Below are 18,179 nucleotides of genomic sequence, written 5' to 3' on the forward strand. Positions count from 1 at the left end.
CTTGCACGTATCTTTTTTTCGTGTTATCTTACACATAGTCGTTTCCATTTGTAGGTTTTTTTCCTTTTTTAAACCTACCAGAGGCCTTTCAGATCTCATTTCTTTCATACTAAGTTAACAGAGCCAATTATATATAGTACTATATATAATATTTAATTATTCGTCAATTTGAACTTTTATCTTCTAGGATTCTTCACCGCCCTTAGAATGACAAGCAAATAAGTATCCCCCCAGTATTTATAATTTTATATTGTTAATGTATAATATTATTGATTGATATCAGTACCAACCGTATATACTATATAGATTATTTATAAGCATTTTAAAAACCATCTAAGCATTACTTACGACATTGCTATAATCAAAAAGTTTATTATTAATGCTCAGTAAAAAGGAGTACTGCTATGAAACATAAAATGTTGCTAAGATTTGCCATGCAGGCAGGGGAAATTATGTTAAGAAGTGGTGCGGAGACTTACCGGGTAGAAGATACTATTCATAGGATTCTTTCTGTTTATAATTTAGATGTTATAGAAGCATTTGTAACCCCTACAGGTATCTTTGCTACCATTGACGACAAATCTATAGAAATGACAACCCTCGTTAAAAGAATCAAATACCGCTCTATCCGCCTTGATAAAGTAACTTTAGTAAATGATTTATCTAGAAAATTTGTAGAAGGGAAAATTTCCCTTACCCATGCAATAAATGAACTAAATGTAATAGATAAAACCCCTCCCTACCCATCCCATATTATTATCGGAGCAACCGGGCTTGCTTCTTCATTTTTTACTCTTGTATTTGGAGGAACTCTAATAGATTTTCTTGTTTCATTTGCCATAGGGATTTGTTTAGGAATTATGCAGTTATATTTTAACAAGGCAAAGGCCTCTAGATTCTTAGTTGATTTAATAGGCGGATGCCTAATCGGAGTATTAGCTCTTATATCAACCTTATTTATCTTTCAGGTAAATTTAGATCAAATTATTATAGGCTCTATCATGCCCCTCGTTCCCGGAGTAGCCATTACTAATGCTATACGGGATACTATTGAGGGAGATTTGCTATCTGGCGTTTCTAGAGGTGTAGAAGCTTTCTTTATTGCCGTATCCATAGCAGTAGGGGTTGGGGTAGCTCTTAAAATATGGTTTGTATTACAAGGAGGTGTTATATGATTGTCCAAACTATAAGCACATTCTTTGCCACCTTTTTCTTTGGAATATTATTTAATATCTCGAAAAAAGAACTTTTATACTGTGGGGTCATCGGAGCTATAGGATGGGTTATATATCTTAGTTTTTTAGGATTTAGCAGTTCTGTAGTATTATCTAGCTTCATTAGCTCTCTTACAATAAGTATATTATCTAAATTTTTTTCTAAGGTAAGAAAAGTTCCCGTTACTATCTTTTTAATATCAGGAATCATTCCCCTTGTCCCTGGAGCAGGGATGTATAGAACAGTTTATTCTATGCTTTCTCAAAATTTCGAGGATGCGGCATTTTATGGGGCACAGACATTACAGGTGGCTGGAGTTATTGCTATTGCTATTATATTTACTTCATCGTTTCCATCAATATCAAAAAAATAATGGGCGGGTATAAAAACCCGCCCTACTTTAGCTTAACTAGGAAAAAACTTCTTCTTGATTTAGTACTTTGATTCCTTTTTCCTGCAATACTTCTATTGCCTTCTTTGGATCATCCACACAAAATAAAATCAATGCCTCGTGGATGGTTTTGTGGGTAAAGGAATATAGATATTCTATTCCTATGTCTTCTTCATCTAAAAAGTTTAATACTTCATTTAATCCGCCGGGGGTATGGGGTACAGCTACTGCAAATATTTCCGTAGTATTGACTGTAAATCCGGCTTCTTTTATTACTTCTAGGGCTTTGTTCGGTTTATCCACTACCATCCTAAGTATTCCAAATTCAGTAGTGTCAGCTAGACATGTTCCACTTATATTTACTCCATTTTCTGTAAGTATTCTAGTAATCTTCGCCAGCCTGCCTTTTTGGTTTTGAACAAATACAGAGATTTGTTTCATTAACATAGAAAGCCCTCCATTCTTTATAATTGGTAGCCAGTTAAAAATGCCTTTTTATTTATTTCTATGGTTTTAGGGGGCACAGTTCTTTCGATTGCTGCATTCCATTCTTCTTCTGGAAGTCCTAGGTGCTTTGCTAGCATTCCAAGAAGCACCGTATTTAATACCCTCATATTGCCTAATTCTTTTGCTATCTTAAGGGCATCAACAACATAGGTGTCTTTACAAGCCTCTTTTATTCTTTCTATGGTATTATCAGGGTATTTTGCTGCTCCCGTAATAACTGGCATGGGGTTTATTTCCTGCTCATTTACTATGGCAATCCCATCTTCTTTTAGATAATGAATCCACCGTAGAGCCTCTAATTTTTCAAAAGCTAAGAGTATATCAGCACAGCCTTCTTCAACTAAAGGTGAATATACCTCATTTCCATATTTCACATGGGTGACAACACTGCCTCCTCTTTGGGCCATTCCATGGACTTCAGACATTTTAACATCATAGCCTTTGTTTATTGCTACATCCCCTATTATTCTGCTGGTCAAAAGGGTACCTTGTCCCCCAACCCCCACGATTAGTATATTTCTTGTGTTCATTCTACTCACCTTCCTTTACGATTGCAGCAGTTTTACAAACTCTTGTACAAAGCCCACATCCATTACAAAGAGCATCGTTTATAACAATCTTACCATCCTGTTTTTCAATTGCAGGGCAACCTAATCTTAAACATAATCCACATTGTATACAATTATCGTTAATCTTATATGCTGGTTCCCTTGTTTTGATTAATAATGCACAGGGCCTACTAGCAATTATAACAGATGGTTCATCTCTATTTGTTTCTTCTTTTAATACGGTTTCTACTTCTTTTAAGTCAAATGGATCCACTACCCTTACATTTTTGATTCCTACAGCTCTAGATAATTCTACTAAGTTTAGAATAGGCGCTGCTTCCCCTTTGATAGTTCTTCCCGTCGCTGGATTATCTTGGTGCCCTGTCATTCCTGTGGTTGAGTTATCTAAAATGATAACTGTGGACATTCCCTTGTTATATACTATATCAATCAATCCTGTGATTCCTGAATGAATAAATGTGGAATCTCCAATAATTCCAACCCAATTCTTAGAGAATTCTCTTCCTCTTGCTTTTTCCATCCCATGGGCCATACCTATACTAGCCCCCATACAAACACAGGTATCAATTCCTTCTAGTGGTGGAAGGGCCCCCAAGGTATAACAGCCAATATCTCCTGTAGCATTAAGTTTTAGTTTTTTTAGAACATAATACATTCCTCTGTGGGGGCATCCTGGACATAGTACAGGTGGACGTCCCGGAAGTTTTTCTGGGGCTTTGATATTTTTTTCTGTGTTTAAAACTGCTTTTTGTATTTTTCTTGGGGACAATTCTCCCTGAACTGAGAACACTTCTTTTCCTATGATAGATATTCCCCAGCTTTTTACTTGATCTTCTATGATTGGTTCTAATTCCTCTACAATATAAAGGGTTTCTACTTCCTTAGCAAAATCTTTAATTAACTTTTTGGGTAAGGGATGTACCAGCCCCAGTTTTAGTACCGAAGCTTCTGGTAGAGCTTCTTTTGTATACTGATAAGCTATACCACTGGTAATAACCCCAATTTTTTTGTCAGCCCATTCCACTTTATTAATATCAAATTCATTAGCATCTGCAGCCATCTTATTCATTCTATTTTCAACTACTACATGTCTTTTTATTGCCATTCCCGGCATCATAACATTCTTTTGTATGTTTTTTTCATATGGCTTTAATTCTATGTTTTGTCTTTCACCAAATTCCACAATGCTTTGCGCATGGGAAATGCGGGTTGTCATACGAACAAAAATAGGTGTATCATATTGTTCACTAAGTTCAAATGCTAGCTTGACATAGTCCTTTGCTTCCTGACTATTAGAAGGCTCAAGCATCGGAATATGGGCAGCTCTTGCATAATGGCGGCTATCTTGCTCATTTTGGGAACTATGCATTCCCGGATCATCAGCTACTAAAACTACTAATCCCCCATTTACCCCCGTATAAGCTACAGTAAATAGGGGGTCTGCAGCCACATTTACTCCTACGTGCTTCATGGAAACCATGGCCCTGGCTCCCCCCATGGAGGCCCCTATGGCTACTTCCATTGCCACCTTTTCATTGGGAGACCATTCTGCATAAATTTCATCGTATTTGGCAATAAATTCGGTTATTTCAGTACTAGGGGTTCCCGGATATGCTGTTGCTACTTTTACCCCGGCTTCATAGGCCCCCCTGGCTATGGCCTCATTTCCTAATATTAGTTTTTTCATATAATCCCTCCGTAAAGTTGTCGCTTTTTATAGTATTACACTAGTGAGAATATAGGCTCACATATCATATAAGCCAAGACATGTCATTTCGAATGAAACAAAGTGCATCTAACGCAGGTCTATAACTCTCTTTGCTTTACCCTCGAATCTTTTTAGGGTTTTTGGTTCTACAAGATTTATTTTGGCATCAATTCCTAAGACCGTCCTAAGGTTATGGCTGATTTTATCTTTAAGTGCCTGTAATTTGCTGTATCTTTCTAAAAGTCGTCCATCAATTAGCTCAACATTTAACTCTAAGGTATCCATATATCCTTTTTTCTTTACAATTATTTCATAATGAGGACCTATTTCTTCCATACCCACCAAAACGCTTTCTATTTGCGACGGAAAAATATTTACTCCTCTTATGATTAACATGTCATCACTTCTACCTTGAACCTTTGCCATCCTAATAAGGGTTCTTCCGCATTCACATTTTTCTTCAATCAGATATGTAATATCCTTTGTCCTATATCTAAGAAGGGGAAGGGCTTCTTTTGTAATTGTGGTTATAACCAGTTCCCCTTTCTTTCCTAAGGGTAATACTTCCTCAGTAACAGGATCTATTATTTCGGCAATGAAATGGTCTTCTGCAATATGCATTCCGCATTTGTATTGACATTCTCCCGAAACCCCAGGGCCTATTAGCTCACTCATTCCATAATTTTCTGTAGCTATCATTCCCCATTTTTTTTCTAATTGTCTTCTCATTTCTTCCGTATGACCTTCTCCACCAAATAGGCCCAATCCTATTTTCAAATCAGTAACTGGGTCAATTCCCATTTGCTCAGCTACTTCTGCTATATGAAGTGCATAGGATGGGGTACTGACAAGAAGTGTTGTTTCAAAATCTTTCATAAGCATAATCTGTTTTTCGGTATTTCCGGAAGACATAGGTACAACCATGGCTCCTATTTTTTCAAGTCCATAATGAAGCCCAAAAGCCCCAGTAAACAATCCATATCCAAAGGCAATTTGTGCTACATCTTCATCGGTTGCCCCTGCAGTAGCTGCCATTCGGGCCGTAAGTTCTGTCCACATATTCAAATCATTTCTTGTATAGCCTACAACAGTGGGCTTTCCCGTCGTACCCGAAGAACCATGGACTCTTACCAATTCTTTTTTTGGTACGGCAAACAATCCAAAAGGATAATGTTCCCTTAAATCTTCTTTCTCCGTAAAAGGTATTTTTTTAAGCTCTTCTAAAGAATGAATATCTTCAGGGGTAATTCCTATTTCATCCAGCCTTTGTCTATAAAAAGGAACCTTATCATATACTCTTTTTATGGTATTTTTAAGTCTTTTTATCTGGATTTCTTCCATCTTCTCTCTTCCTAGCGTTTCTTCCCTAGACCAAATCATCTGTTGCCATCCTTTCTTTTTTCAAGAGATTTATTTTATTCTTATTAAAAATAAGATTTAAATGGCTTTCTTCATATTTTTTCGTTACAAGACTTACGACGGGAACTATCACCAAGGGAACTATAATCCCTAAGCAGCTGAGTAGCGGAGTAAGACTAGGATCCATATTAGTTATAAGCGCCCCTCCAACTACCAACACAATAGCTGTTATAATTCCTGCCCAAACTCCTGTTTTCGTTACCTTTTCCCAATACAATCCTAATAAGTACGGAGCAAGCAAACACCCCGATACAACTCCCCAAGAAAGAGCAGCTAAAGATAAGACATGATTTGGTGTAATGGCTATAATAAAAGAAAGTACTACAAAAAGAACGCATAAGAATTTCATAATAATCATTAACTTGTTTTTATTAATCTTAGGAAATAAGGCTCCCTCTATTAAATCCAAAGCTACCGCAGAGCTGGATGCTAGAACCAAAGAGGCTAAGGTAGACATAGAAGCCGATAAAATCAAAATCAATATAATAGCAGATACAAAATTCGGTAGGGTATTAGCAAATACTTGCGGAATAATCATATCTGGATTTGCAACCCCATCTACCATAGGCATAACATTGGGGAAGAATAATCTACTCAAGACCCCTGTAAAATATGCCCCAAAGGCAACAAGTAGAGCAAATCCCGTGGAAACCCATTTTGCCGATACAATGGATTTTTCGTCCTTTATAGTATAAAACTTATGTACCATCTGTGGAAGTCCCCAACTACCTAAACTGGTAAGAATAACTAGGGACAGTATTGTTCCTATTCCTCCCGGGGGATTAATAGGATTCATAAGATTAGAATCAATACTTCTTAATTTTTCAAAAGCATTAGCAACTCCCCCAACTGTCGGATTGTTAATTATGAAAAATAACATTAATATAACACCAATTATCATAATAATTCCTTGAATAAAATCGGCAATCGTAGCTGCCACAAATCCTCCAAGAAACAAATATATAGCTGTTAAAATGCTCATAATAAGAATAGCTGTAACTGTTGACATTCCAAATAATTCTTCGAACAAATAACTTAATCCTTTATAAACAGAAGCAGAATAAGGAACTAGAAATATAAAGACAATGGCAGCAGTCACTATTTTTAAAGCCTTGCTTTGGTAGCGTACTTCAATAAACTGGGGCATTGTAGACACATTAAGCCGCTGGGTCATTTCTCTTGTTTTTCTACCTAATATTTGCCACGCTAAAAAGCTTCCTACTACGGTATTTCCAACCACAATCCATAAGGTTGAGATACCCGAACTCCATCCTATCTTTCCCGCATATCCTATGAATATAACTGCTGAAAAATAGGCTGTCCCGTATGAAAATGCACTCATCCATGGGGGAACATTCCTATTACCCAGAAAAAAACCATCAATCCCTTTTACCTTTTTTCGACTCATTATGCCTATTCCTATAATTGTCATTATATACAACACTAAAAATATAATATGCATACCCGTCCTCCTTGGTAACAAAATTCTTATTTATATTTATACACTAAGTGAAATAAATATTCAATCTACAATTTACACTCTTATAATATCATTTATTTAATTGCATAATCAATCATTATCAACACTTTTCAATAAAAATATGATTTATGAGAAGATTCATGCATTAATTTTAAACTTTTTTATGCATATTGGAATACTTTTGAAAGAATCTATTCATAATAAAGAAATAAGTGGTATTTTTGCTAACTTATTATAGGAGGATATTATGAAAAAGCTAAGTCGATTAAAGACAAATGGTCTTCTTGCCCTTTTGATGGTATTATTTCTAAATTACCCCCTGTTACATGCAAAACCCCATGACCCTAATTCCTATATGCGATTTACCTGGGGAATGGTAACCCAAGATGGAATTAATATCAGACAATATCCCGATACATATTCTAATATCTTAGGAAGAGTTAATTACCATGATATTCTAATAATCACGGGAAAATGCGGCAAATGGTATCAAATAAGACATAGAAATGAAAATGCATGGATCTATTCAATGTACATAGAAGGATACAAACTTGAACTATTGCCTGAGACAATCTCTCCCACTAGTGAAGATCTACTAAGAAGAGAAATTGTAAGTTATGCAAAACAATTTATAGGTACCCCCTATCGCTATGGGGGACAAAGTCTAAGAGATGGTGTGGATTGTTCTGGCTTTACTCAGGCCATTATGGATAACTTTGATATCTCTTTACATCGAAATTCCCACGATCAAATAAAAGATGGAAAATCCATCGAGAAAGGAGATTTAAGTCCTGCAGATTTGATTTTCTTTGATACTTCTGGCAAAAATAGCGGTAAGATTTCCCATGTTGGTCTGTATATAGGCAATAATCGCTTCATCCATGCCACTACATCAAAGGGAGTAAAAATTGATAACCTATCGCAGGCATATTATCAAAAATGCTATGTAAAGGCAGTATCGGTAGTCAATCACTAAAAGGAACGGTATAACCCGTTCCTTTTCTTATTTAGCATCTTTTCTTCGCACAATCTTCTGATGGGGTTGGATCATCTACCCCTTTAAAGCCAGGTTTAAAAGATTGAGGTTTGCAGCAAACTTCAAGAGGTTGAATGCTTTGTTCAAGAAGATTTCCTTCAACAAAGTCAAGGCAAGCATTTTCTGCTTCAACTTCAACAGGAATACATTTCGGTGGAACACATAGGCCCTTATGAGGTATTTTATATTGTACATAATAGATAGCCTTAAGATAAATAGTAAGCCCTATGGCTGCAGTTAGAGAATCAATATCAAGATTAACCACTTTACCTAGCGCCTGAGCAACAAGACCTTGACGAAGTGCATTATTGCCATCATCTCCATTTTCCATGAATCCTAAGAAATTAACCACTGGTACACAGTCTCCATTTTGCCCATAGGAAACTCCATAAGGGGTATACATGTCAACAGCAACAGAGATTGGGTTAGTATCATCATCGAAATAAGGATCTTGGTCATCACCGGGTAGATATTGTATGGTAAAGCATTGATTATCAATTATCTGACAGTTATTTCCTATTAGCTTAGCTTCAAAGGTAACATCTATTTCTGTCAAGAAAACCCTTGCACAATTTGGTCTTCTTGCTAATGGTGTTACGCTAGAGCCATCTTCTTCATCAAAGTTGAAATCAATATCGATAACCCGAAGTTCGATACCTGATACACCTTCAAAGTTTACATCGGGGAATAAGTCTTCTAGGTTGTCAACAACTCTACAAATATTAATTCCACATTCGTCAAATACAACCGGCGCTGCAACAGTTAATAGTCTAGGTTCTCCGAGTGGTGGCATACACAAGCATCTTCTGCCGGATTAATATCTATCGGCTTACATACCGGGCATTCCCCTGCTGTAGGTCTTTGCAATATTTTACCTTTTGTTTGATTTTTACCACAACATGCCATAAACTTTCCCTCCTAATTAAATTTAATTTCAATAATATACTATGTGAAAATTGTCGATTTGGTTACTATTAACATTATATTTTTTCTTCTTATATCATAAATAGACTTCTTTAGAATATATATTACTTGATAAGGAATTTTTAGGAGGTCACTTATGTCTTGTTTTTTGAAACTTTCAAATCAAGGTTTAGTGGTAGTCGATTATAGCCCAAGAAATGGCTTATATTATCAAACTTTCATGGAGGAAAAAGTATCCCGGCCAAATCTTTTACTATCAAATGGTTCCTATGAATATACCGCGCTTTTTGACGAAAATGATGACTTTCATGTTATAGCCAAAAATAATAGAAATCAGATTCTACATCTTAGACAATCCTCTGACAAGATACTAAAGGATATTGTTTTAGATGATTCCAATAATGAATTTAAAATAAGCAACCTATCAGCCTTAGCTCTAAATAATCAGATTCATTTATTTTATTACGCGGATCATCCTTCTGAGCAAACTCCTGAACTTATTCATCATGTAATAAAGGAACCGCTTTCCACTCCCCAAACCCTAGGAACTCTTTATAGCCGTAATCTTAATTATGATTTAATCAAACATAAAAAGACCCTCATCCTGACCATGATTAATAAGGATGAGCAGGATTTTAGTATCAACGTTAATTCCCTAGGCAATAACAAAGGACAATGGGAACATCTTTTTACTCCCGTTACTTCAGCATTTCCTATTACTTATTGTAAATTAACTGTTGATGCAAAAGGTCTATATCACTTAATCTATATCCAAGAACAATATGGTCAGTATCAGTTACTATATAAGTATATGAACAGAGAATGGTCTAAATCGGAGCTGTTATATTCCTGTGGTTACCCCTTTCAACCTGTTTTTTTAGTATACCGAGATTCGCTATGGATAAACTGGATTGAAAATAATATATGCAAGGCTATCTTATCAGTAGACGGAGGTGTTAGCTTTTCGGCACCTATTCATACCTCCATGCAGGACTCTGATATATCACTGCATTCCCTTAGCATCTGCCATGGACTAGAATCATCCCTTATTTGCAATCAGCTTTATGGTATAAGCAGTCCCATTCCTAAGTTTGCTGTTTTAAATAGTATGGATATGGATGGAATTCATTCTAATATATCTCCTAATACGGAACTTAAACTATACCTTAATAATATTAAAAATCAATTAAAGATTTCAGTTTCAAAAACAAAATTGGAGGAAGAAAACGCAACCCTTAAAGAACAATTGGAATATCTAAATCAGATTCAATTAGAAATTACAGATAAATATAATGAACTGGCAGACCTTGCTACAAAAATACAGGATGAAGGAAAGAAATGGAGGAATTTATACAATCAGTCCAAAAGTGAGATAGAATTCTATAAGAAAAGAGCCAAACAGCTAGAAAAGTCCATCGAGCTAAAAAAAGAAGTGGATACAACTGAAATAATAGATGAAGAAGAAATGTCCCCTATGCCTACAAAAGATGAAGATACTAAGCTTGATAAAAAAATATAACTGTCAAAGAATAGGTTGTACTATTATTCCAGTAAACAGAATATAATTAAATATCAAAGTATATTTGGGGAAGCGGGCGAACTCTGTTCGCCCTAAATAAAAATAGTTCGAACAGGCCCCGCTACCTAGGAAGGAAGATACAAAATGATTAAAGAAAGAGTAAATTACTATGTTGTAAAACAAAATAAGGGTATCCTTTGGGCTTTTTTCCATGATTTTATCGATGGCATATGTTGTATGACTTATACCTACGATAGTTGGTCTAAAAAACAAATAATTTTCAAGGAAGGAACCAAAAATTTTTCGGTATATCTAGATAATAAAGATATGATTTACTTGTTTTGTCAAGATACTTCAGGAAATATCCTTTTATATCAGCATTCTCCAGATAAATGGGTATCTCAGATACTTTTATATAGTAAAACCGGCTTTTTAGATTCCCTTCATTTTGATGCTATTATTCAAGGAGATAATCTTTCTTTGTTTTATAATCTAAAAGACCCCAATAATCCCTCCCGCCATGCCTTAGTACAGCAGGTATCCATTAAAAACGCCCAATGGAATGCACCTTCCCTTATAGACTACATTAAACCCCTCGAAAATCGACCTTTCTCGGTATATAAGGATTCTGTCGACAATATATTTCTTTTTTATCAAAAAGGTCAAAATAATTGCCAATTAGGATATAAAAAGCAACCTATAGAAACTGGGAGTTGGAGCGAATTTTATTCCTTTGCTATTAGTAGTATTTCCTATACTGATAACTCAATATTATTAAATAACAATACTATCCATAGCCTTTATATAAAACAGGAAAAACATTATTCTACTTTATTTTATAGACCTCAGCATGGGTTGGAATGGAAAGAACCCCAAAGGTTATTTGAAAAGCCAAATATCTCTTCCTGCTCCTTATTTATGATGGATAATCATTTATGGGCTGCTTGGGTATGGGATGGAAAACTATATAGCAGTTATTCAACGGATTTTGGTAATAGCTTTTCGAGCCCTTCTATTCACCTTAGTGATTCTCAAGAAATACCTATTAAAACCCACTATCAAAGTAATTTTCATAATGAAAAAAAACACCTGTGTGCAAATGAAATATATATTTATTCACAAGACCAGATAAAATTCCTCATTATTCCTGATATTTTCCCAGCCTTAAGAGGAAATTCGATGCAATTTGAAGAAACCTTTGTTCCCGTTACTGAAAAGGTTGATACTTATCTAAATGAAATAAAATTTCATCTTAGCCAAGTTTACGAAGAGGTTTATCTATGTAAAAAACAATTAAGGGAAAAAGATAGCCAAATAGCCCAGTTAAAGTATACTCTTAAAGTAAAAAATCAAGATTTTTCGCAAACTACATATGAATTTCGCAAATCTGAAGAAGGTCAAAAAAATGAGCTTTTAGCCTTAAAGGAAAGAACCAAAAGCTTAGAGAAAAAACTTAAAGAAAGAGATGATGATATAAAAGTATTAGAAGAAAAAATTGTTGCCCAAAAAAAGGGTATAAATATATTAAAACAAGAACTAGAGCTTAGAAAAGCCCCGCTTATTATTACAACCGATGAAAACAATGAAACCAAGCGAAATAAGACATCACTTTTAAAAAGATTGTTCAATTTCGAAGAAGAACATACTAATTAAGAGCCTTTTCTTCATTTTCAATAAGTTTTTCTATTAGGTATGCCGCCTCACCTATTATATAACTGCAGTTATTTTGACAATCTCTTAGTTTTCTTAGCTGGCTGCAATTAACTGCCTTATAATTACTTTGAAATGTGTCAATAAAGCGAATCCTCAACCTCCTTACAGTTCTTTCATCAAAGAGCAATCCAAAAACCATGGTAGCGGCAGAAATAAGGTTACAAGTGCCGCCAATGCCTAATCCAACATTTAAACCTTTGCATAAATCATAACACTCCTTAGGGATGTCCAAATTATAACGTTCTTCTGCAGCCTTTATAATGCATTGGGTACAATTATATCCTCTTAAATAGTAATATACCGATCTTTTTCTCATAAATACAACCTCCTTTCTTCATTATATGAAAAAAAAGGAGGTTTGCTTACTTTTCATATTATTTTTTTACAATTTTCACTGCTGCCGGACGATAATTTTGGCTTTGCCATCTTTTTTCTCTTAAACGAATCCATAGATAAGAAATAGCCATAAATATAAAACCACTGACTATCCCTGCGGGTTCTTGTATGTTTTCGTAACCCAAATATATGGAACCATAATACCCTAGGAAAAAGCCAATAAACAATGACATCAAAGGTATTCCATACATAATAAATGTAGCCTTAAGAAAGTCCGAATACTCCAAATCAATTTCTACCCAATCCCCTATCTTTGCACTACACAAATTATCAGCCTCTAATATCATTTCCTCGGCTTTATATCCATGGGTGCAGGCACCACATTTTTGGCAAGCCTCATTTCTTATCATGCTTACACTAATGAACTTTTCCCGTACATCAATTACTTTTCCGATTTCTCCTTTTTCTAATTCTTTCATACCATACCGCCTTTACTATCTATTAGAAATCAAATCTTTAAGGACTTCACCGGCAATAATCAACCCCGCAACAGACGGGACAAAAGAAACACTTCCTGGAATTCGCCTTTTACTTATAGGATTTTGATGTGAATCCCTAAGGGCTAATTCATCGTCTTCTTTCGGCATGATAGGAGATTCCTTTGAATATACCACCTTTAAAGTATCGATTCCCCTGCCTCTTAATTCTTTTCGCATTATCTTTGCCAAGGGACAGATAGAGGTATTATATATATCATCCACTTCAAATCTTGTGGGGTCTAGCTTATTTCCTGCTCCCAAACAACTTATAATCGGTATATTTCTTTTTTTTGCCTGAAGTACCAATTCTATTTTCCCGGTTACTGTATCGATGGCATCTACTATATAATCACAATCTTCATCGATAATCTTATCAGAAGTTTCCGGGAGAAAAAAGGTTTGATGAGTTATTACTTCTACTTTAGGATTTATTTCTAATATACGATTTTTCATTACTTCTACCTTAGGTTGACCCACGGTTTTAGTAGTGGCATGGAGTTGACGGTTGATATTAGTAATACAAACCGTATCGTTGTCTACTAGAATAAATTTACCAATACCCGAACGGGCTAAACCTTCTACTACGTAACTTCCTACTCCCCCTACACCAAATACGGCAACCTTACTCTTATACAATTTTTCCATTGCTCCCTGTCCTAAAAGAAGCTCGGTTCTTGAAAATGGATGTAGCATATCTTGTCTCCTTACTCATTAAAAAAATTATGGGCGAACAATGTCCGCCCCTAATTTTATTCTACTATTTCAATGTTTCTTTGTCAATTATAGACTTATTGAGATTTTCTACCTTTTACCACTATGAAAAGACCGATAAATATTAAGATAACGGGGATTAATTTTGGCATAAATCTTACAATAAAACCTGCAGAAACACCGGCAAAAAACATAAAACCAAATAAGAGCAATATTCCTCCAGGAATAAGAGGCCATTTTCCTATTTTAGGATATCCTAAAATATACATTGATACAAATGATGCCCCCATACTTCCAAAAAATACTGCAGGAACCATCATTCCACGCGCTATTCCACTTATTATTAAAAAGACAAATATGCCAAACCAAATCAAAATCGAAGCAGGAACCAAAAGCCCTATATTCCTTTTTGAAAAATACAAGACCATAAAAATGATTCCCGGCATAATAAAGACTGAAGGTGCTATAAATGTAGCTGTATTAATGTGAATGTTAGGAAAGACCCCTAAGATGCCAAAAAAACCAGTGATTGTTCCTACTACCAATGCCCAAGTTTCTTTTTTTGTGTAATAGAGCAAAATCAATGCCGTGGCCACAAATAATAGCAATAAGTTATTTGCATTAATAAATGGCAGACGAATCCACTGATTTACTAAAGAAAACAACCCTATCACCACTATAATAATTCCGATTAATGTCCTATTCTTTTTATTACTCATACTTTACTCCTCCTATATTGCCACACTTTTTTGTTGTCGTGTAATCCTTTATCTATATATACTTCATTCCAATGAAAAAGTCTGCTTCATATAAAAAAATATAAAAATGATTCTCTCTATGAGAGAATCATTTTTATTTCAAATCAACCTTTAATCCCAATTCATCCAATTGTTTCTCGGAAACCTTTCCCGGCGCTTCTGTCATTGGACAAGAGGCATCCTTTACCTTAGGGAAGGCTATTACATCTCTGATACTGTCTTCCTCAGCCATAAGCATAACCATTCTATCAAGGCCGTAGGCTAATCCTCCATGAGGTGGTACTCCGTATTTGAATGCATTAAGTAAGAATCCGAAGTTCTTATAAGCCGCCTCTTTAGTAAATCCTAGGACAGAAAACATCTTCTCCTGAATATCTGTTTGATTGATGCGGATACTTCCTCCACCTAATTCCACCCCGTTAAGGCAGATATCATAGGCCTTTGCCCGTACCTTGCCTGGGTCTGTATCTAAAAGTTTAATATCTTCATCCATTGGCATTGTAAATGGATGATGCTTAGCCACAAATCTTTTTTCTTCTTCATCCCACTCAAGAAGTGGGAACTCAGTTATCCATACAAAGTTAAAATCACCTTTTTCCGTAAGTTCCAAGCGTTTTGCTACTTCTAAACGAAGATTTCCCAAGGCATCATATACAACTGAATTTTTATCTGCACAAAACAATAAGAGATCTCCATTTTCTGCATCCATAATCTCTAAAATAGCCTTGGTAGTATCTTCTGACAGAAATTTTGTAAAACTTGACTTAAGGTTTCCATCTTCTCCAAGGGAAATCCATGCTATTCCCTTTGCTCCATAGGTTTTCCCTACCTCAACTAAGGAATCTACCTGCTTTCTTGGGAAGTTTCCACAACCCTTGGCATTTATTCCCCTCACGCTCCCGCCATTTTGGATTGCTCCTTCAAATACTTTAAAACCGCTATCTTTAACCACTTCAGAAATATCCGTAAGCTCAATACCAAAACGGATATCAGGTTTATCACTACCAAATCTATCCATAGCTTTTTGATAAGTCAACCTTGGAATGGGCAATGGAATGTCTATCCCTATAGCATCCTTAAATACCTTTTTGAGAAGTCTTTCATTAATATCTATAACATCCTCCACTTGCACAAAGGATAATTCCATATCAATTTGTGTAAACTCAGGCTGTCTATCAGCTCTTAAGTCCTCATCCCTAAAACATTTTACAATTTGGAAATACCTATCAAAACCTGACACCATTAAAAGTTGCTTAAAAGTTTGTGGAGATTGTGGAAGGGCGTAGAAATCTCCTTGATGAATACGGCTTGGTACTAAGTAATCCCTTGCTCCTTCCGGAGTGCTCCTAGCAAGCATAGGGGTTTCTATTTCTAGAAAACCTTCATTGTCTAAAAAAGTCCTTACAGATTGTGCGACCCTATGCCTAAGCATAAGATTTTTTTGTAAATCGGGTCTCCTAAGGTCCAGATACCGATATCTAAGACGAAGATCCTCTTTTACTGAGCTATTTTCTTCTATGGCAAAGGGTGGAGTTTCTGCTTCGGAAAGTATAAGAAGTTCTGTTGCTATAATTTCTACATATCCCGTTTCTATATTAGGATTAATGCTCTCCCTTTTACGAACCTTCCCCCTTACTCCTATTACAAATTCACTTCTTAGGGTTTCTGCCTTTCTAAAGCCCTCTTCGTTTATATCGTTTTCATCAAAAACAACTTGTAAAATTCCACTTCTATCTCTTAAATCTATAAATATTAAACTGCCTAAATTTCTTCTTTTTTGTACCCACCCCATTACTACTACTTCTTCGCCAATAAAATTTTCTTTTACTTGGGTACAGTAGTGGGTTCTCTTTAGACCTACCATTGATTCTCCCATACATATCCTCCTAATCAATTCAATATTACAGGTTAGCGTGAAAATCGCTCCTACTTAAAATATTCACATCTCTATAACACAACCGCTATTGTTTTCATAGCAATGATACAAGAATGCTTACTATATTCGAAATCTCTACTTCTATTTGTTCTTTTGTTTGCATGTTTTTAATAACTGCTTTCCCCGTATTTATCTCATCATCCCCAAGAATCATAGAGTATTTTGCTCCTATTTTATCCGCATATTTCATTTGGGCCTTAACACTTTTATTAAAATGATCTGCTTCAGCTGAGATTCCCTCTTTTCGAAGTTTATACACTAAGCTGTGGGCTTTAAGTTTAGCCACATCACCTATGGAACCTATAAATATATCTTTTTTCTGTAGGTAATCCTTTTTTCCGTTTTCAGCTTCAATAACCATCATAAGTCTTTCAAGTCCCACAGCAAATCCAACTGCCGGGGTGGGAGAGCCTCCTAGTTCTTCTACTAGATTGTTGTATCTCCCTCCCCCACAGATTGTCCCTTGCGCCCCTATATCTGTAGAAATAAACTCAAATACCGTTCTTGTATAATAGTCTAGCCCTCTTACAATACCAGGATCTACGGTATATTCGATACCTATTTCATGAAGTAGGCTTTTAACCGTTTCAAAATGGCCTCTGCATTCTTCTCCTAAAGTCTCTAATACTGTTGGAGCTTTAGATACTATTTGTTTACAGGTTTCATTTTTGCAATCTAGAACCCTTAGGGGGTTTTTTTCAAATCTTTCTTGGCAGGTACTACAAAGGGTATTTAGATTTTCCCCAAGATATGTCCTTAATTTTTCATTATAGTTCTTACGACAACTTGGGCCTCCTAAACTGTTTATATGGAGTTTTACTTTAGATATACCCATACGGGCTAAGAGTTCTGCAGCAACAGTAATAACCTCGACATCAGCGGTCGGAGATTCTGCTCCCAACATTTCAATCCCGAATTGGTGGAACTGTCTCATTCGTCCCGCTTGGGGTTTTTCGTACCTAAAAGCTGGGGTAATATAATACAGTCTTGTAGGTTGGGCATTCGCATACATCTTCTGCTCTAGGTATGACCTTACCGCCCCTGCTGTTCCTTCAGGCTTTAGGGTAATGTTGCGACCCTTTTTATCCTGAAAACTGTACATTTCTTTTTGTACTATATCCGTTGTTTCTCCTACACCCCTTTGGAAAAGCTCTGTATGTTCAAATATAGGGGTTCTGATTTCTTGATATCCGAAATCACTGCATAAATTTCTAATATTGTTTTCTGCTTCCTGCCATGCCTTTATTTCATCGCCGAAAAAGTCTTTGGTTCCTCTGGGAGCCTTTGTTAACATATCCTTCCTCCTTTTGCCTTATAAATTTAGCTATACTGCATTGTTTGCAATAAAAAGCTTCCGTCCATGACAATAGTTGTCAGGGACGGAAGCTTTTCCGCGGTGCCACCCTGTTTGAATGATA

18 protein-coding genes and 1 other annotated feature (1 of these 19 running past the window's edge) are annotated in these 18,179 nt (G+C 35.7%); of the genes, 5 read left to right on the top strand and 13 right to left on the bottom strand.

Annotated elements, in window-relative coordinates; translation table 11 throughout:
* Positions 1 to 404 precede the first annotated feature (404 nt).
* Both GX308_03120 and GX308_03125 read left to right on the top strand, forming a co-directional pair.
* Positions 405 to 1,175 carry a threonine/serine exporter family protein gene (locus GX308_03120; GenBank protein ID NLK21083.1) on the top strand — a complete coding sequence of 257 codons (771 nt, stop codon included), beginning with the start codon at positions 405 to 407 and terminating at the stop codon, positions 1,173 to 1,175.
* Positions 1,172 to 1,588: a threonine/serine exporter gene (locus GX308_03125; GenBank protein NLK21084.1), complete on the top strand. Its 417-nt coding sequence runs from the start codon at positions 1,172 to 1,174 to the stop codon at positions 1,586 to 1,588. Before GX308_03120 ends, GX308_03125 begins: the two co-directional genes overlap by 4 nt.
* 36 nt (positions 1,589 to 1,624) lie before the next feature.
* On the opposite strand, the gene GX308_03130 is transcribed toward GX308_03125, so the two are convergent.
* From GX308_03130 to GX308_03150, 5 genes are all read right to left on the bottom strand, one after another.
* The gene (locus tag GX308_03130; protein ID NLK21085.1) at positions 1,625 to 2,053 is read right to left on the bottom strand and encodes an ACT domain-containing protein; all 429 of its coding nucleotides are present in this window, start codon (positions 2,051 to 2,053) and stop codon (positions 1,625 to 1,627) included.
* A 17-nt stretch (positions 2,054 to 2,070) separates the two neighbouring features.
* A complete protein-coding gene (locus tag GX308_03135) occupies positions 2,071 to 2,643 on the bottom strand; it encodes an indolepyruvate oxidoreductase subunit beta (GenBank protein NLK21086.1) in 573 nt (190 codons plus the stop codon).
* A gap of 1 nt (position 2,644) precedes the next feature.
* Positions 2,645 to 4,369: an indolepyruvate ferredoxin oxidoreductase subunit alpha gene (gene iorA, locus GX308_03140; protein ID NLK21087.1), complete on the bottom strand. Its 1,725-nt coding sequence runs from the start codon at positions 4,367 to 4,369 to the stop codon at positions 2,645 to 2,647.
* Positions 4,370 to 4,477: 108 nt separating this feature from the next.
* Positions 4,478 to 5,770, bottom strand: coding sequence for a phenylacetate--CoA ligase (locus tag GX308_03145; protein ID NLK21088.1), 1,293 nt, complete (start codon positions 5,768 to 5,770; stop codon positions 4,478 to 4,480).
* Positions 5,757 to 7,271 carry a sodium/solute symporter gene (locus GX308_03150; GenBank protein NLK21089.1) on the bottom strand — a complete coding sequence of 505 codons (1,515 nt, stop codon included), beginning with the start codon at positions 7,269 to 7,271 and terminating at the stop codon, positions 5,757 to 5,759. Before GX308_03150 ends, GX308_03145 begins: the two co-directional genes overlap by 14 nt.
* A gap of 265 nt (positions 7,272 to 7,536) precedes the next feature.
* Here GX308_03150 and GX308_03155 point away from each other — a divergent pair, with 265 nt between their 5' ends.
* The gene (locus GX308_03155) at positions 7,537 to 8,265 is read left to right on the top strand and encodes a C40 family peptidase (GenBank protein ID NLK21090.1); all 729 of its coding nucleotides are present in this window, start codon (positions 7,537 to 7,539) and stop codon (positions 8,263 to 8,265) included.
* A gap of 31 nt (positions 8,266 to 8,296) precedes the next feature.
* Here the strand turns inward: GX308_03155 and GX308_03160 are convergent, their stop codons facing one another.
* Positions 8,297 to 9,118: a hypothetical protein gene (locus GX308_03160; GenBank protein NLK21091.1), complete on the bottom strand. Its 822-nt coding sequence runs from the start codon at positions 9,116 to 9,118 to the stop codon at positions 8,297 to 8,299.
* Complete coding sequence (locus GX308_03165; protein ID NLK21092.1) at positions 9,088 to 9,231, bottom strand: hypothetical protein; 144 nt, start codon at positions 9,229 to 9,231, stop codon at positions 9,088 to 9,090. The genes GX308_03160 and GX308_03165 overlap by 31 nt, the downstream gene beginning before the upstream one ends.
* A gap of 154 nt (positions 9,232 to 9,385) precedes the next feature.
* Between GX308_03165 and GX308_03170 the strand changes: the two genes are divergently transcribed.
* Together GX308_03170 and GX308_03175 are read left to right on the top strand one after the other, a co-directional pair.
* Positions 9,386 to 10,768: a hypothetical protein gene (locus tag GX308_03170; protein NLK21093.1), complete on the top strand. Its 1,383-nt coding sequence runs from the start codon at positions 9,386 to 9,388 to the stop codon at positions 10,766 to 10,768.
* Between the two features lie 144 nt (positions 10,769 to 10,912).
* Positions 10,913 to 12,421 (top strand): hypothetical protein, encoded by a 1,509-nt coding sequence (locus GX308_03175; GenBank protein ID NLK21094.1) that lies wholly within the window; start codon positions 10,913 to 10,915, stop codon positions 12,419 to 12,421.
* Here GX308_03175 and GX308_03180 read toward each other — a convergent pair.
* The 6 genes from GX308_03180 to GX308_03205 form a co-directional block, all read right to left on the bottom strand.
* The gene (locus GX308_03180; protein NLK21095.1) at positions 12,414 to 12,797 is read right to left on the bottom strand and encodes a hypothetical protein; all 384 of its coding nucleotides are present in this window, start codon (positions 12,795 to 12,797) and stop codon (positions 12,414 to 12,416) included. The two genes, GX308_03175 and GX308_03180, sit on opposite strands and share 8 nt — an antisense overlap.
* 58 nt (positions 12,798 to 12,855) lie before the next feature.
* The gene (locus tag GX308_03185; GenBank protein NLK21096.1) at positions 12,856 to 13,296 is read right to left on the bottom strand and encodes a SoxR reducing system RseC family protein; all 441 of its coding nucleotides are present in this window, start codon (positions 13,294 to 13,296) and stop codon (positions 12,856 to 12,858) included.
* 15 nt (positions 13,297 to 13,311) lie between these two features.
* Entirely contained in the window at positions 13,312 to 14,049 is a 738-nt protein-coding gene (locus GX308_03190; protein ID NLK21097.1) for a tRNA threonylcarbamoyladenosine dehydratase, read from the bottom strand.
* Between the two features lie 95 nt (positions 14,050 to 14,144).
* The gene (locus GX308_03195) at positions 14,145 to 14,786 is read right to left on the bottom strand and encodes a hypothetical protein (protein ID NLK21098.1); all 642 of its coding nucleotides are present in this window, start codon (positions 14,784 to 14,786) and stop codon (positions 14,145 to 14,147) included.
* A gap of 133 nt (positions 14,787 to 14,919) precedes the next feature.
* On the bottom strand, positions 14,920 to 16,701 hold the full coding sequence (gene aspS / locus GX308_03200; protein ID NLK21099.1) for an aspartate--tRNA ligase: 1,782 nt from the start codon (positions 16,699 to 16,701) through the stop codon (positions 14,920 to 14,922).
* Between the two features lie 94 nt (positions 16,702 to 16,795).
* Positions 16,796 to 18,055: a histidine--tRNA ligase gene (locus GX308_03205; GenBank protein ID NLK21100.1), complete on the bottom strand. Its 1,260-nt coding sequence runs from the start codon at positions 18,053 to 18,055 to the stop codon at positions 16,796 to 16,798.
* Between the two features lie 78 nt (positions 18,056 to 18,133).
* Positions 18,134 to 18,179 (bottom strand) — a binding site (T-box leader); it runs 167 nt beyond the window's last position.

The sequence above is a fragment of the Candidatus Epulonipiscium sp. genome (genome assembly GCA_012519205.1).
Taxonomy (GTDB): Bacteria; Bacillota; Clostridia; order Lachnospirales; family Defluviitaleaceae; genus JAAYQR01.

Coding starts and splice junctions, on each gene's coding strand:
- GX308_03120 (NLK21083.1), top strand. CDS start 405: ATGAAACATAAAATGTTGCTAAGATTTGCCATGCAGGCAGGGGAAATT.
- GX308_03125 (NLK21084.1), top strand. CDS start 1,172: ATGATTGTCCAAACTATAAGCACATTCTTTGCCACCTTTTTCTTTGGA.
- GX308_03130 (NLK21085.1), bottom strand. CDS start 2,053: ATGTTAATGAAACAAATCTCTGTATTTGTTCAAAACCAAAAAGGCAGG.
- GX308_03135 (NLK21086.1), bottom strand. CDS start 2,643: ATGAACACAAGAAATATACTAATCGTGGGGGTTGGGGGACAAGGTACC.
- iorA (NLK21087.1), bottom strand. CDS start 4,369: ATGAAAAAACTAATATTAGGAAATGAGGCCATAGCCAGGGGGGCCTAT.
- GX308_03145 (NLK21088.1), bottom strand. CDS start 5,770: ATGATTTGGTCTAGGGAAGAAACGCTAGGAAGAGAGAAGATGGAAGAA.
- GX308_03150 (NLK21089.1), bottom strand. CDS start 7,271: ATGCATATTATATTTTTAGTGTTGTATATAATGACAATTATAGGAATA.
- GX308_03155 (NLK21090.1), top strand. CDS start 7,537: ATGAAAAAGCTAAGTCGATTAAAGACAAATGGTCTTCTTGCCCTTTTG.
- GX308_03160 (NLK21091.1), bottom strand. CDS start 9,118: ATGCCACCACTCGGAGAACCTAGACTATTAACTGTTGCAGCGCCGGTT.
- GX308_03165 (NLK21092.1), bottom strand. CDS start 9,231: ATGGCATGTTGTGGTAAAAATCAAACAAAAGGTAAAATATTGCAAAGA.
- GX308_03170 (NLK21093.1), top strand. CDS start 9,386: ATGTCTTGTTTTTTGAAACTTTCAAATCAAGGTTTAGTGGTAGTCGAT.
- GX308_03175 (NLK21094.1), top strand. CDS start 10,913: ATGATTAAAGAAAGAGTAAATTACTATGTTGTAAAACAAAATAAGGGT.
- GX308_03180 (NLK21095.1), bottom strand. CDS start 12,797: ATGAGAAAAAGATCGGTATATTACTATTTAAGAGGATATAATTGTACC.
- GX308_03185 (NLK21096.1), bottom strand. CDS start 13,296: ATGAAAGAATTAGAAAAAGGAGAAATCGGAAAAGTAATTGATGTACGG.
- GX308_03190 (NLK21097.1), bottom strand. CDS start 14,049: ATGCTACATCCATTTTCAAGAACCGAGCTTCTTTTAGGACAGGGAGCA.
- GX308_03195 (NLK21098.1), bottom strand. CDS start 14,786: ATGAGTAATAAAAAGAATAGGACATTAATCGGAATTATTATAGTGGTG.
- aspS (NLK21099.1), bottom strand. CDS start 16,701: ATGGGAGAATCAATGGTAGGTCTAAAGAGAACCCACTACTGTACCCAA.
- GX308_03205 (NLK21100.1), bottom strand. CDS start 18,055: ATGTTAACAAAGGCTCCCAGAGGAACCAAAGACTTTTTCGGCGATGAA.